General features: G+C 66.1%; 13 protein-coding genes. 6 read left to right on the top strand and 7 right to left on the bottom strand.

Going from position 1 to position 12,890, the window contains the following annotated elements:
- The first annotated feature begins 17 nt into the window (after nt 1-17).
- From M2332_RS00735 to M2332_RS00715, 5 genes are read left to right on the top strand one after another with little or no spacing between them, the layout of a single operon-like run.
- Entirely contained in the window at nt 18-1,286 is a 1,269-nt protein-coding gene (locus M2332_RS00735) for a hydrolase (RefSeq protein ID WP_264572574.1), read from the top strand.
- Nucleotides 1,279-2,328, top strand: a complete 1,050-nt coding sequence (locus tag M2332_RS00730) for an arginine N-succinyltransferase (RefSeq protein ID WP_264572573.1) — start codon at nt 1,279-1,281, stop codon at nt 2,326-2,328. The genes M2332_RS00735 and M2332_RS00730 overlap by 8 nt, the downstream gene beginning before the upstream one ends.
- 34 nt (nt 2,329-2,362) lie before the next feature.
- Nucleotides 2,363-3,781, top strand: a complete 1,419-nt coding sequence (gene astD / locus M2332_RS00725) for a succinylglutamate-semialdehyde dehydrogenase (protein ID WP_264572572.1) — start codon at nt 2,363-2,365, stop codon at nt 3,779-3,781.
- The gene (locus M2332_RS00720) at nt 3,778-5,070 is read left to right on the top strand and encodes an N-succinylarginine dihydrolase (protein ID WP_264572571.1); all 1,293 of its coding nucleotides are present in this window, start codon (nt 3,778-3,780) and stop codon (nt 5,068-5,070) included. The genes astD and M2332_RS00720 overlap by 4 nt, the downstream gene beginning before the upstream one ends.
- Complete coding sequence (locus M2332_RS00715; RefSeq protein WP_264572570.1) at nt 5,067-6,422, top strand: VOC family protein; 1,356 nt, start codon at nt 5,067-5,069, stop codon at nt 6,420-6,422. Before M2332_RS00720 ends, M2332_RS00715 begins: the two co-directional genes overlap by 4 nt.
- An 11-nt stretch (nt 6,423-6,433) precedes the next feature.
- On the opposite strand, the gene M2332_RS00710 is transcribed toward M2332_RS00715, so the two are convergent.
- The gene (locus M2332_RS00710) at nt 6,434-7,429 is read right to left on the bottom strand and encodes a MarR family transcriptional regulator (RefSeq protein WP_264572569.1); all 996 of its coding nucleotides are present in this window, start codon (nt 7,427-7,429) and stop codon (nt 6,434-6,436) included.
- A 150-nt stretch (nt 7,430-7,579) separates the two neighbouring features.
- Here M2332_RS00710 and M2332_RS00705 point away from each other — a divergent pair, with 150 nt between their 5' ends.
- Nucleotides 7,580-7,891, top strand: a complete 312-nt coding sequence (locus M2332_RS00705) for a DUF3817 domain-containing protein (protein ID WP_264572568.1) — start codon at nt 7,580-7,582, stop codon at nt 7,889-7,891.
- A gap of 27 nt (nt 7,892-7,918) precedes the next feature.
- Here the strand turns inward: M2332_RS00705 and fghA are convergent, their stop codons facing one another.
- The 6 genes from fghA to hemN all read right to left on the bottom strand — a co-directional run bounded on the left by fghA (nt 7,919) and on the right by hemN (nt 12,861).
- Complete coding sequence (gene fghA, locus M2332_RS00700) at nt 7,919-8,764, bottom strand: S-formylglutathione hydrolase (RefSeq protein WP_264572567.1); 846 nt, start codon at nt 8,762-8,764, stop codon at nt 7,919-7,921.
- A 3-nt stretch (nt 8,765-8,767) separates the two neighbouring features.
- Nucleotides 8,768-9,151, bottom strand: a complete 384-nt coding sequence (locus M2332_RS00695; RefSeq protein WP_181559349.1) for a VOC family protein — start codon at nt 9,149-9,151, stop codon at nt 8,768-8,770.
- A 46-nt stretch (nt 9,152-9,197) separates the two neighbouring features.
- Nucleotides 9,198-9,587: a VOC family protein gene (locus M2332_RS00690; protein WP_264572566.1), complete on the bottom strand. Its 390-nt coding sequence runs from the start codon at nt 9,585-9,587 to the stop codon at nt 9,198-9,200.
- A gap of 38 nt (nt 9,588-9,625) precedes the next feature.
- Nucleotides 9,626-10,738 (bottom strand): S-(hydroxymethyl)glutathione dehydrogenase/class III alcohol dehydrogenase, encoded by a 1,113-nt coding sequence (locus tag M2332_RS00685; RefSeq protein ID WP_264570027.1) that lies wholly within the window; start codon nt 10,736-10,738, stop codon nt 9,626-9,628.
- A gap of 98 nt (nt 10,739-10,836) precedes the next feature.
- Nucleotides 10,837-11,535 (bottom strand): sulfite exporter TauE/SafE family protein, encoded by a 699-nt coding sequence (locus tag M2332_RS00680; protein WP_264572565.1) that lies wholly within the window; start codon nt 11,533-11,535, stop codon nt 10,837-10,839.
- Between the two features lie 3 nt (nt 11,536-11,538).
- On the bottom strand, nt 11,539-12,861 hold the full coding sequence (gene hemN / locus M2332_RS00675; RefSeq protein ID WP_264572564.1) for an oxygen-independent coproporphyrinogen III oxidase: 1,323 nt from the start codon (nt 12,859-12,861) through the stop codon (nt 11,539-11,541).
- Nucleotides 12,862-12,890 lie beyond the last annotated feature (29 nt).

The raw sequence follows: 12,890 nt of genomic DNA, 5'->3' as shown, positions 1-12,890 counted from the left end.
TGGTTTAGCATCGGGCCATGACAGGACTCTCACCGACCGAAATCGGGATCGTGGAGCATCTTAGGAGACGACAGGCGGACATGGCGACGCAAGTCGTCGACTGGGCGCAGGTCAACTCAGGCAGCCGCAATCTCGCCGGGCTGGAGCAGATGCGCCAGCATATCGCGGCCCGACTGACGGAGATTGCCGATACGGTCGCAACCGTTGCGCCAGAGCCCGCTGAAACGCTGGATGAGGCAGGCCGCACCGTTGCACTCGCCCATGGCGCCAATCTACTCGCCCGCAAGCGTGTCGCCTGCGCCCGCCGCATGATCCTCACCGGGCATATGGATACGGTCTTCCCGCCCGATCACCCCTTCCAGACCTGCCGCCTGATCGATGACGACCGCCTCAACGGCCCCGGCACCGCCGATATGAAAGGCGGGCTCCTCGTGATGATCGAGGCGCTGGCTGCGCTGGAGGCGGCGAATGCCATTCCCGATTTCGGCTGGGACGTGGTGGTCAATGCCGATGAGGAAGTGTCCTCGCTAGGGTCTGCAGCGCTGCTGCGCGAGACGGCGCGGCGCTGCCAGACCGGCATGACCTTCGAGCCTTCCGTCACGGTGGATGGCACGCTGGCGAGCGCCCGGCGGGGCAGCGGCAATTTCACCGTCGCTGTGACTGGCCGATCCGCCCATGCCGGCCGCAATCCATTGGACGGCCGCAATGCCGTGGTGGCCGCGGCCGATCTCGCGGTACGACTGGATTCGCTCAAGCACGAGATCGAGGGGCTTTCCGTCAATGTCGCGCGCCTGTCCGGCGGCGGCGGCAACAATGTTGTGCCCGATCGGGCGCTGCTGAGCTGGAACATGCGGCCCGTGGACCTGGCCGGCCAGCAGGCCGCCGAGCAGGCCATCGCCCTGATCATTGCGCAGGTCAGTGCGGATCATGGCGTGACGATCGCGCTCGCAGGCAGCTTTGCGCGACCGCCCAAGCCCTTCGACGCGAAGCATCAGGCGCTGTTCGGGCTGGTCCGGGAAACCGGCGCGGACCTGGGCCTCGCCATCGACTGGCAGCCAAGCGGCGGCGTTTGCGATGGCAACAACATCGCCGCCCAGAACGTTGCGGTGGTGGACACGATGGGCGTGCGCGGGGGTGCCATCCATACCGATGAGGAGTTCATGATTCTGAGTTCACTGAGCGAACGCGCCGCGCTGGCTGCCATCACCATGCTGCGGATCGCACAAGGACGGCTCGACCACGCCCTCAATTCCGCGCCGGATATGGCAGGGGCCGACCATGACTGACGGCTCTTTCAACGACTGGTTCGTCCGCCCTGCGACGACGACGGATATCGACGCCATCTACACGCTCGCCGGCCAGACCGGGCCGGGCTTCACCAATCTGCCCCATGATCGCGAGGCCCTGTTCGCACGCCTCGAACGATCCCAGCGCAGCTTTGAGGCGCAGTTGAGCCAGCCAGATGACGAGCTTTACATGTTCGCGCTGGAAGAAGCTGGCACCGGGCGGATCGGCGGAACGGCGCTCATCTTCTCCAGCGTCGGCACCAAGAAGCCCTTTTATTCCTACAAGCTCACCCGCCTCTCGCAGCACTCGCGCCAGCTCGACCGCATCGTCACGACGAGCGTGCTCAATCTGGTCAACGACTTTGCCGGCGCGAGCGAGGTCGGCGGCCTGTTTCTGGTGCCCGAACTGCGGCGCAGCGGGCTTGGCGTGCTGCTCGCGCGCAGCCGCTATCTGTTCATGGCGATGCACCGCACCCGCTTCGGCCAGCAGGTGCTCACCGAATTGCGGGGCTGGCAGGAGCCCGAAGGCGTCTCGCCATTTTGGGAAGGGCTGACCCGGCGCTTCTTCGACCTGGAGTTTGCCGATGCCGACCGCTTTCACGCCCTCAACGGCAACCAGTTCATCGCCGACCTGATGCCCAAACACCCGATCTACACCACGCTGCTGCCACCCGAGGCGCAGGCAGCTATCGGCAAGCCGCACGCGAGCGGCGCCGCAGCCATGAAGCTGCTCGCGGCCGAGGGCTTCCGCTATGATGGCTATGTCGACCTGTTCGACGCCGGGCCAACCATGCAGGCCGATGTCGATGATTTGCGGGCGGTGAAAGAAAGCCGCGAGGCGGCTGCCTTCAGCGATGCACCTCCATCTCAGACCCAGGCCCGCCCGATGTTGCTGGCCGCCGGAGATTTGCTCGATTTTCGCGCCTGGCGCGCCGCCGGACAGATCGATGCTGAAGCAGAGCGCCTGACCCTACCAGCGGATGCGATCGCGCTCGGCCGCCTGAGCGAGGGCGCAACGGCCCGTTATCTGACGACCGACTGACCGAACAGACCAAAGACGAAACGAGCGGAAGAGCATGACCGACCTGATTTCCACCGACCCGTGCACGGGAGACGTCGTCTGGCGGGGCGTTGCTGCGGATGCCGCTGCCGTCGATGCCGCCGTCGCGCAGGCCCGCGCCGCCCAACCGGGCTGGGAGCGCACACCGCTGACTGAGCGCATCGCCATCCTGCGCGCTTACGCCGCAGCGGTGAAAGCCCATGCCGATGACGTCGCGCGGGTGATCTCGCGCGAGACGGGAAAGCCTTTCTGGGAGACCGGGACCGAAGCGGCCAGCGTCGCTGCCAAGGTGGAGATTTCCATCGCTGCGCAGGCCGAGCGGGCGGGCCAGACGCTGCGGGATGGAGACGGGTTCGCTCTGGCGTTGCGCCATCGGCCCCATGGCGTGCTGGCGGTGCTCGGGCCTTATAATTTCCCGGCGCATCTGCCCAACGGGCACATCGTTCCGGCGCTGCTGGCGGGCAATGCCGTGGTCTTCAAGCCCAGCGAACTGGCGCCTGCGACGGCGGAACTGATGGGCCAGCTTTGGCGGGAGGCTGGCCTGCCCGACGGCGTGCTGCAGATCGTGCAGGGCGGCGGTGAGACCGGCAAGGCAGTGGCCGCGCATCCCGGTACGGATGGCCTGCTGTTCACCGGCAGTTCGAGCACCGGGAAGCTCCTCGCCCGCGCATTCGCCGACACGCCGGGCCGCATTCTCGCGCTGGAGATGGGCGGCAACAATCCGCTGCTCGCCTGGGAGATCGGCGAGGCCGACATGGACGCTGCCGTTGCGCTCATCGTCCAGTCCGGCTGGCTTTCCGCCGGACAACGCTGCACCTGCGCGCGCCGACTGATCGTGCAGGACGAGATCGCCGACGCGCTCATCGAGCGGGTCACGGCAACACTGGACAGGCTGATCGTCGGCGCGCCCTTCGACGATCCGCAGCCCTTCATGGGGCCGGTGGTGGATAATCGCGCCGCCGATCTGGTCGAGGCGCGCGTCGCGGATCTGCTTGCGTTGGGCGGGCGCCCGATCCGTCCGCTGGTCCGGAGGGACTCCGGCCTGCCCTTCCTCTCACCGGCGCTGATCGACATGACCGGCATCGAGACTGCCCCTGACGAGGAGATTTTCGGCCCGGTGGTCCAGCTCTGGCGCGAGACGCATTTCGACCGGGCCATCGCCCGCGCCAACGCCACGCGCTTTGGCCTGTCCGCCGCTATGCTGGGTGGGAGCCGGGCACAGTTCGAGCAGTTTCGCGCAGCCACGCGCGCCGGCGTCGTCAACTGGAACCGGCCCACCAACGGCGCCAGTTCCGCCATGCCCTTTGGCGGCATCGGCGACAGCGGCAACCTGCGCCCCAGCGCTTATTATGCGGCGGATTATTGCGCCTTCCCCGTCGCGGGCATGGAGGCCCCGGCGCTGGAGGGCGCGCTTTCCACCGGACTGCGCGCATGAGCACCGCGCCCGTCTTTCGCGAGGTCAATTTCGATGGGCTGATCGGCCCGACCCACAATTATGCGGGCCTCAGCCTCGGCAATCTGGCCGCCACGCTCCATGCCGGCGAGGTCTCCCAGCCCCGCAAGGCAGCCCTGCAAGGCATCGCCAAGATGCGCACGCTGCACGGGCTGGGACTGGGACAGGGCTTCTTCCTGCCGCACGATCGCCCGAACGCGGGCTGGCTGCGTCAATTCGGCTTCGACGGTTCGGATGCGCAGGTCTATGCCCGCGCATGGGCGGAAGAACCGCTGCTGTTCGCTCAAGCCACCAGCGCATCGGCGATGTGGGCAGCCAATGCGGCGACGGTCTCCCCTGCCCCGGATACGGCGGACGGGCGGACGCACTTCACCGTCGCCAATCTCGCGACCATGGCGCACCGCAGCCATGAATGGCCCGAAACGCTGCGGCAGTTGCGGCACATCTTCGCGGACGAACGCTATTTCGCGGTCCATGATCCGGTCCCCGCTCGCTTCGGCGATGAGGGCGCCGCGAACTTCATGCGGCTGGCCTCCCCCGTGAACGGCCCCGGCGTCGAGGTCATGGTCTATGGCGAACCGGGCGGGCGCTTTCCTGCCCGCCAATCGGCCGAAGCCTGCCGCGCGATCTTCCGTCGGCACGGCATTGAGGACGGCCTGACCGTACAGCAATCCGCCGACGCCATCGCAGCGGGCGCGTTCCACAATGATGTCGTGGCCGTCGCGCACGAAAACATCCTCTTCGCGCATGAACAAGCCTTTGCGGACAAGGCGGCCTTTTATGCCGCGCTGTCGCAGCGCTGCCCGGACCTGATCATCCTAGAGGTGCCGGCCAGCGAAGTCTCGCTGGAAGCCGCCATCGCCTCCTATTTGTTCAATTCCCAATTGGTGACACTGCCGGACGGGCAGCGAGCGCTGATTCTCCCGATGGAGTGCCAGGAAACCCCCGCCGTCAAAGCCTGGCTGGACAGCAATGTCGGCGCCAACGGCCCGATCCACACCTCCCATTTCGTCGATGTGCGCGAATCCATGCATAATGGCGGCGGCCCTGCCTGCCTGCGCCTGCGCGTGCTGCTCTCACGTGAGGCGGAACAGGCGGTTCACCCTGCCCATCTGCTCGACGAGCGCGGACTGGACCGCCTGGAGACGATCGTCGGCAATCACTGGCCCGAGCGCCTCGCCCCGTCCGATCTCGGCCTGCCCGACCTCTGGGCGCAGGCACAGGCGGCGCGGACGGCCTTGCGCCATGCATTGGAGCAAGCCCTGCCATGACCCGCTTCGTCGATCCTGCTGACATTCGCCTCGCCTTTTCGGAGGCGATGTCCGCGATGTACCGGGCCGAGGTGCCGCTTTACGGCACGCTGCTGGAGATCGTCGCCACGAGCAATGCCCGCCTGCTGCACAACAATCCCGCTCTGAACGAACGGCTCGCAGCGCAGGGCGAACTCGACCGGCTCAGTGCCGAGCGCCACGGCGCCATCCGGGTCGGCACGCCAGAAGAACTGCACCTCATGCGGCGGCTGTTCGCCGTGATGGGCATGGTGCCGGTCGGCTATTATGATCTCGGCGTGGCCGGTCTGCCGGTGCATTCGACAGCGTTTCGGCCGATTGACACGGCATCGCTGAACCGCTGCGCCTTCCGTATCTTCTGCTCGCTGCTGCGGCTCGAGCTGATCGAGGATGTTGCGTTGCGCGAACAGGCCCAGGCGCTGCTCGCCCGACGCAGCATCGTCACAGATGGCGCGCTGGCGCTGATCGACCGCTTCGAGCGGGAGGGCGGTCTGGGCACCGAAGAGGCAGAAGCCTTCGTGCTGGAGGCGTTGGAAACCTTCCGCTGGCATGGCGAAGCGCTGGTGGACCATGCAACCTATGAAGCCTTCAGTCGCGCGCACCGGCTGATCGCCGACATTGTGTGCTTCCGCGGTCCGCACATCAATCACCTGACGCCCCGCGCGCTCGACATCGATGCGGTTCAGGCCGAGATGATCGCGCGCGGCATCAAGGCCAAGGCCGTGATCGAAGGCCCGCCCCGCCGGTCTGTCCCGATCCTGCTGCGCCAGACGAGTTTTCAGGCGCTGGAGGAGGCCATCCTGTTCCGCGATGGCGATGAGAGCGTGGCCGGCGTCCACACCGCACGGTTCGGCGAGATCGAGCAGCGCGGGATTGCGCTGACGCCACATGGCCGCGCGCTTTACGATGCGATCCTCGCGGAAGCCGAGCAGGCCCGCGGCCTGGGCGGCAAAGGCTATGAAGCGCGCCTGGCAGAGATCTTCCAGCGCTTTCCCGACGATCTGGATGCGATCCGCGAACAGGGGCTGGCCTATTTCACTTATGCGCCGACGCCCAAGGCCGCTATGCTTCCTGCGGGACGCCAGCTGCCATCCGGCGCACCGGACGAGCTGGTTGCAGATGGCTGGCTGGAAGCGAGCCCGATCACCTATGAGGACTTCCTGCCGGTCAGTGCCGCCGGCATCTTTCGCTCCAATCTCGCCGATGCAGAGACTGGATCCCGCGCAGGCGCCTCATCGCAGGATGAGTTTGAGGCCGCGCTCGGCGTCCCGTGCCTTGACCCGTTCGGATTATATCTCGATCAGGAACAGGCCTCGCTCGAGATTCTGGGATAGGAGACTGGCGTTCACGCCGCAGCCGAATTCTCGCCGCTCAAAGCCCGAGCGCGGAGCATGAGGCGGCTCACAATGGCCTGATAGAATGCCCGATCCTCGGCGCTTGCCTCACTCCAGAGGCTGGCATCCCGCACCGAGGCCTCGCGATGGAGCGCCTTGTACACCACGGCACCGGCCTCGGTCGGTTGCAGGACGATATCGCGGCGACGGGTGGGCCTGAATCGCTCGATCAGCCCGCTCTCTTCCAGTGCCGAGACCGTCCGCCCGATCTGGCTCTTGTCCCGGCCCATCGCCTTGATCAGCTGCGCCATCGGCAGCGGCGCGTACAAGCCGATGAGCGCGAGAACCTGACCCTGAAAGTTCGACAGGCCGTGCATCCGCTGGCAGGAGAGCATCGCGCTGCGCTTGAGATAGGCGACCAGTCCGACCAGCTTGGGCGCGATGAGGTCCGGCGGCGGCTCGATCTTCTTGCCCTCCGGCCCGACAGGCCATGAGGGTGTGCCGGCCCCGCCCGGTGCCGCGCCGATGATCCCCGCCTCGACACTCAGGCAGCGCTCCTGATTGTAGATACGGGCCGCCTTTTGCGCCAACTGGTCGGTGAGCAGGCCGAAGCGCTCCAGTTCGTCGCGCCCCAGACCGCCTACCAGCTGGCCGTCACGGGCGCGGACGATGGCGCGGATCTTTTCGAAGAGCACCCGCCCCGCCGGGGAGAGGGTGAGCTTGGCGCGCAGCTTCTCGCGCACGATTAGCCCGTCCCGCTCCAAGGGCTTGATCGCGCGACTGACCTGCGCCTTTTCGTAGCCGGCAAAGCCGACGATGTCCTGAGAGGTCATGCCGCCGGAAAGCCCGAGCAGCAGCAGCAAATGGCGATGGATTTCTTTGTAACCCACCTCCGCCTCGAACAGCGGCAGGCCGCCCTCGCGGATCGCGCGCATGAGCAGCATGAGGCGCATCCCCAGAAGCCCGGCATCGAGCTGGGGGGGACCGATATCCGCCTCTTGCGTCACGATATTTTTGCTCCTCGCCCCTGGCATGCTGTCATCTGCATGATAAAGCCCATCGAACCCGATCAGGCAACCGGCGCGACGATATCGTGTGAGTCTTGCGACAGAGCTGTGATCGCGACGCGACAGGTCATCGACCGCTCAGGAGACACCATGCTCAGGATTTTCCGTTATATCGCCCTGGTGGAAGGCATCACGACCCTCGCGCTGTTCCTGATCGCGATGCCGCTCAAATATGGCTTCGACAATCCCGCGCTGATCCGTCCGGTCGGGATGACCCATGGCATCGCCTTCCTGCTCTACATCGGCGCGATGCTGTTCGTGCTGCCGGGCAAGGGCTTTGGTGTCATGGGCTGGCTGCGGACGACGCTGGCGGCATTCTTCCCGTTCGGCACCTTTCTCAACGATCCCTATCTCAAGCGGCAAGAGGCCGCCCTCACCCAAGGACGCGCACGCTCCGTCTAAGTCTGCGCGCCGAAGAGGCCGCGAAGATCAGGCCTTGAGGCGCTCGGCGTGCCAGCGGATATGCTCGGCCATGAAGGTCGAGATGAAATAATAGCTGTGGTCATAGCCGGGCTGCATGCGGATTGTCGCGGGCTGACTGGCCTTGGCACAGGCGGCTTCCAGCAGATGCGTGCGCAGCTCCTGCTCGAGGAAATTGTCCGCACCGCCCTGGTCGACCAGCAGGTCGGGCAGTCGCGCACCGCCTTCGATCAGCGCGACAGCATCATGCTGCGCCCAGGCCGATGCATCGTCACCCAAATAGCCGCCGAGCGCCTTCTGGCCCCAGGGCACCTGGCTCGGCGCAACGATGGGCGCCAAGGCGGAGACGGACCGGAAGCGCTCGGGATTGCGCAAAGCGATGGTCAGCGCGCCATGGCCGCCCATGCTGTGTCCGGTGATACCCTGCCGCGCCATATCGACCGGGAAATTTGCCGCGATCAGCGCCGGCAGTTCCTGCTCGATATAGCTCTTCATGCGATAATGGGTCGCGAACGGTGCCTGGGTTGCATCGACATAGAAGCCGGCGCCCAGGCCGAAATCATATTTGCCCTCCGCATCGTCGGGCACATCTTCGCCCCGCGGACTGGTGTCCGGCGCCACGAAGATAATCTTCTCCGCTGCGCAGGCCGCGCGATACTCGCCCTTTTCCATCACGTTCGCATGGGTGCAGGTGAGACCGGAGAGGTAGAAGAGCACGGGCAAGGTTTCGCCCGGCTCATGCTCGGGAACGAAGACGGCGAATGTCATCGCCGTCCCCGTCGCCGAAGATGTGTGCCGGTAGACGCCCTGGACGCCGCCATAGGCCTTGTTCGTCGAGAGCGTCTCCAGCGTCATCGATCAGGCGCCTTCAGGCAGCTGGCAGAAGACGCAGATCTTGTTGCCGGTCGGGTCGCGCAGATAGGCGCCATAGGCGTTGCCCGGCGCCTGCGGGCGCTTGCCCGGCTCGCCTTCGCTGGTGCCGCCATTGGCCACACCGGCCGCGTGGAACGCATCGACCTGATCCTTGTCGGCAGCGGCAAAGCCGATCGTGCCGCCATTGGCATGGGTCGCCGGCTCGCCGTTGATCGGCGAAATGATGCCGAAGGTGCCGCCATTGTGCGAATAGAAAGCGCGATCGCCGATGTTGTGGCCGGCGCCAGCGCCCAGTGCGCCGAGCACGGCGTCATAGAATTTCGCGCTCTGCGCGAGGTCCTTCGCGCCAACCATGATATGCGTAAACATTGTAACTCTCCTCTTGGTTACTCAAAATCCTGCGCGCACCGGAGCATCACTGGGGTTCGTCCCAAGCCGCGCAAAGCTTGTTGCCATCCGGATCGCGCAGATATGCGACCCAGATACCTCCCCCGGTGGCGGGCGAAATCCGGTTCTCCGGCTCTCCCTCGCACGCCTGGCCGCCATGCGCCAGGCCGGCTGCATGCCAGGCCTTCACCGCCTCCGGTGTGGGCGCCAGAAAGCCGACGGTCCCGCCATTGGCATGGGAGGCCGGTTGGCCATCGATGGGGTGGCCAACGATGAACAGACCGCCACCATCCCGATAGAGAAGCCGCCTCTTCGCATCGGCCTGCGCCGGCGCGATGCCCATCGCCGCGAACGTCGCATCATAGAAGATGCGCGCCCGCTCGATGTCGTTGGTGCCGAGAACCAGATGCCTGAACATGGGTGCCGCTCCCGAGCGCAACCGCCGCCCTGCGGACCTTAGAACACCACCACGGAGCGGATGCTCTTGCCGGCATGCATCAGGTCGAAGGCGGTGTTGATCTCTTCAAGGCCCATGACGTGGGTGATCATCGGATCGATCTCGATCTTGCCGGTCATGTACATGTCGACGATCTTGGGCACGTCCGTGCGGCCCTTGGCGCCGCCGAACGCGGTGCCGCGCCAGTTGCGGCCGGTAACGAGCTGGAATGGCCGCGTGGCGATCTCCTTGCCCGCTTCCGCCACGCCGATGATGATGCTGGTGCCCCAGCCGCGATGGCAGGCTTCCAGCGCCGTGCGCATCACTTCGGTGTTACCGGTCGCGTCGAAGGTATAGTCCGCGCCGCCGTCGGTCATCGCCACGATCTTCGCTACCACATCCTCGCGGCTCATGCCCTTGGAATTGAGGAAGTCGGTCATGCCGAACTTGCGGCCCCATTCCTCGCGATCCGGGTTGATGTCGACGCCGATGATCTTGTTGGCGCCAGCCAGGCGCGCGCCCTGGATGACGTTGAGGCCGATGCCGCCGAGGCCAAAGATCACGACATTGTCGCCGACCTGAACCTTGGCGGTATTGATGACCGCGCCCACGCCGGTCGTCACCCCGCAGCCGATGTAGCAGCTCGTCTTGAACGGCGCGTCTTCGCGGATCTTGGCGACCGCGATCTCGGGCAGAACGGTGAAGTTCGAGAAGGTCGAGCAGCCCATATAATGGTAGATCGGCTGGCCCTTGTAGGAAAAGCGCGTCGTGCCGTCCGGCATCAGGCCCTTGCCCTGCGTCGCGCGGATCGCGGTGCACAGGTTGGTCTTGCCCGAGAGGCAGGACTTACACTGGCGGCATTCCGGCGTGTAGAGCGGGATGACATGGTCGCCCGGCACCACGGAAGTGACGCCCGCGCCGACCTCGCGCACGATGCCCGCGCCTTCATGGCCGAGCACGCTGGGGAAGATGCCTTCGCTGTCGAGGCCGTCGAGCGTGTACGCGTCGGTATGGCAGATGCCCGTCGCCATGATCTCGACTAGAACTTCGCCCGCCTTGGGCCCTTCCAGATCCAGCTCGACGATCTCCAGCGGCTTCTTTGCCTCAAATGCTACCGCAGCCCGCGTTTTCATGCCCCATCTCTCCAGCAAGGAACGGCGCTCACGCGCCAGTTGCCGCTTGTTGGAACCTGAGACTGATTCTTGCAACCCCGCCCAAGCCGGTCGAACGCTTATTTCGCGCGGCACAGGGCCAGCAGGCCGGCCTCCCCGGCGCCGAGGCTGAGCAGCGCGCAGAGCAGGATTGCGAGGGCGGCAAGCGTCCGCACGCCGGGCTTGCGGGCCAGCCCGGCCAGCATCGTAGCGCCGCCCTGCACCGCCAGCAGCGCCGGCAGTGTGCCGATGCCAAAGCCCGCCATGACCAGCAGACCGCCGGTGAGCGACCCGGCAAAGGCCGCATATAGCAACGCACCGTAGACCATTCCGCACGGCATCATGCCCCAGCCAAAGCCGGTGGCGATCATGCGCAGGCGCGGCGGCAGCATCGATCGCGCCGCGCCTGCGACGGAAGCCGGCACATGCACCTGTCCCCGGATCGCGTGCCCGACCACAGCGGGGCTCGGCATGAGACCCAGCATCGAGAAGCCGACCCAAGCGAGGCTCATCGCCGCCGCCCAGCGCAGGAGCAGATGGCCGAGTGTCGCATCCAGCCCGCCCAGCGCCAGTGCACCAAGCGCGCCCGCCGCGCCGCCCATCACCATATAGGCACCGATGCGACCGGCATGGAGCCGCGCTGCGAAGACCGCAGGATGATCGCCCTCCGCCCGCGCCTGACCAAGCAGCAGCGCGATGCCGCCGCACATGCCCACGCAATGCAGGCTGGAGGCAAAGCCGAGCAGAAATCCGCCGCCGAAGGTCCACGGATCGGCCATCGCTCAGATCGCGCTGCTGAACCGCTGCTGGGACAGGGCGCGATGGCGGTCGAAGAGCACCGCGACGGCGCGTCCATAAGGCCGCCCCTCTTCGGTGATGCGCAGGCTATTGCCCTCCAGCGTAGCGAGGCCGCGCTCCAGGAAAGGCGCAAGTCCGGCACGCAGGTCCGTCCGGTGCAGATCGGTGCCGACGTTAGCGGCCCGGCCACAGAGCAGATCCTCGATGATCGCGCCGCGCCGCTGATCATCCGCGTCGCGCAGGATGCCGCGCTCGCCGGTCAGGCGGCCGGCGCCGGCGCGCATCCGGTAGCGGCCGCTATTCTTGTCATTCTGCACGATGAGATGCGGAAACTGGCCGATGGCCGTCGCGCCGATGCCGATCAGCACATCGGCCCGATCCTCGGTGAAGCCCTGAAAATTGCGGCGCAGCGTGCCCTGCAGCTGCGCCTTGGCGAGATCGTCATGGGGCAGCGCGAAATGATCGAAGCCCACCGGCACATAGCCAGCCGCAACGAGCTGATCATGCCCCAGCGCCGCCATGGCGAAACGCTCGGCCTGATCAGGCAGATGGGTGGCATCGATCCGCTTCTGGCGGGGCAGCATATGCGGCACATGCGCATAGCCGAACAGGGCGATCCGGTCTGGACGCATGGCGATGGCCTCGTCCAGCGTCTGCTCGAGCAACGCGCGATCCTGCCCCGGCAGGCCGTACATCAGATCGAAATTGATGGACCGCACGCCGTTGCTGCGCAGGCGATCAACCGCGCTGACGATGAGATCGCGCGGCTGGACCCGCCCGATTGCGGCCTGGATGGCGGGATCGAAAGTCTGCACGCCAAGGCTGGCGCGTTTGGTGCCGGAGACGCCCAGCGTCATCGCCCAGCGCTGGTCGAACCCGCGCGGATCGATCTCGACCGAGAGCACCGGCGCGCCGCAGTTGAAGGCCAGCATCATCTCATCGACCAGCCGGGCAAACTCCAGCGGCGGAATGGCATTGGGGCTGCCGCCACCAAAGGCGATGCGCTCGACGCGGGCGCGTCCGCCGAGGCGCTGTGCGACAGTGCGAATTTCGGCATGAAGCGCATCAAGATAGCTGGTCAGCCGCTGCGCCTTGTTGGAGCGCCCGGTGTTGCACCCGCAATACCAGCAGATCTCCTCGCAAAAGGGGATGTGCACATAAAGCGAGACGGGTTGCCCCGGCTGCACCGCATCCAGCGCATGGCCGAGATAGGCCTCCCCCACCCGGTCCGTGAATTCGGCCGCCGTCGGATAGCTGGTGTAGCGCGGCACCGGCCGGGCGAGCAGATCGGGATAATAGGACCACATGGAAATGGCTCTACTTTGTCGAGCGTTGG

It is taken from the genome of Sphingobium sp. B11D3A, assembly GCF_025961695.1.
Lineage (GTDB): Bacteria > Pseudomonadota > Alphaproteobacteria > Sphingomonadales > Sphingomonadaceae > Sphingobium.
Note: the sequence above shows the minus strand (reverse complement) of the source record. Positions and strands in the feature narration are given on the sequence as shown.

What these genes read in the sequence shown, in the direction of transcription:
- M2332_RS00680 (WP_264572565.1), bottom strand. Translation starts at nt 11,535, where the DNA reads ATGGCCGATCCGTGGACCTTCGGCGGCGGATTTCTGCTCGGCTTTGCC.
- M2332_RS00715 (WP_264572570.1), top strand. Translation starts at nt 5,067, where the DNA reads ATGACCCGCTTCGTCGATCCTGCTGACATTCGCCTCGCCTTTTCGGAG.
- M2332_RS00730 (WP_264572573.1), top strand. Translation starts at nt 1,279, where the DNA reads ATGACTGACGGCTCTTTCAACGACTGGTTCGTCCGCCCTGCGACGACG.
- M2332_RS00735 (WP_264572574.1), top strand. Translation starts at nt 18, where the DNA reads ATGACAGGACTCTCACCGACCGAAATCGGGATCGTGGAGCATCTTAGG.
- hemN (WP_264572564.1), bottom strand. Translation starts at nt 12,861, where the DNA reads ATGTGGTCCTATTATCCCGATCTGCTCGCCCGGCCGGTGCCGCGCTAC.
- fghA (WP_264572567.1), bottom strand. Translation starts at nt 8,764, where the DNA reads ATGACGCTGGAGACGCTCTCGACGAACAAGGCCTATGGCGGCGTCCAG.
- M2332_RS00705 (WP_264572568.1), top strand. Translation starts at nt 7,580, where the DNA reads ATGCTCAGGATTTTCCGTTATATCGCCCTGGTGGAAGGCATCACGACC.
- M2332_RS00685 (WP_264570027.1), bottom strand. Translation starts at nt 10,738, where the DNA reads ATGAAAACGCGGGCTGCGGTAGCATTTGAGGCAAAGAAGCCGCTGGAG.
- M2332_RS00690 (WP_264572566.1), bottom strand. Translation starts at nt 9,587, where the DNA reads ATGTTCAGGCATCTGGTTCTCGGCACCAACGACATCGAGCGGGCGCGC.
- M2332_RS00720 (WP_264572571.1), top strand. Translation starts at nt 3,778, where the DNA reads ATGAGCACCGCGCCCGTCTTTCGCGAGGTCAATTTCGATGGGCTGATC.
- astD (WP_264572572.1), top strand. Translation starts at nt 2,363, where the DNA reads ATGACCGACCTGATTTCCACCGACCCGTGCACGGGAGACGTCGTCTGG.
- M2332_RS00695 (WP_181559349.1), bottom strand. Translation starts at nt 9,151, where the DNA reads ATGTTTACGCATATCATGGTTGGCGCGAAGGACCTCGCGCAGAGCGCG.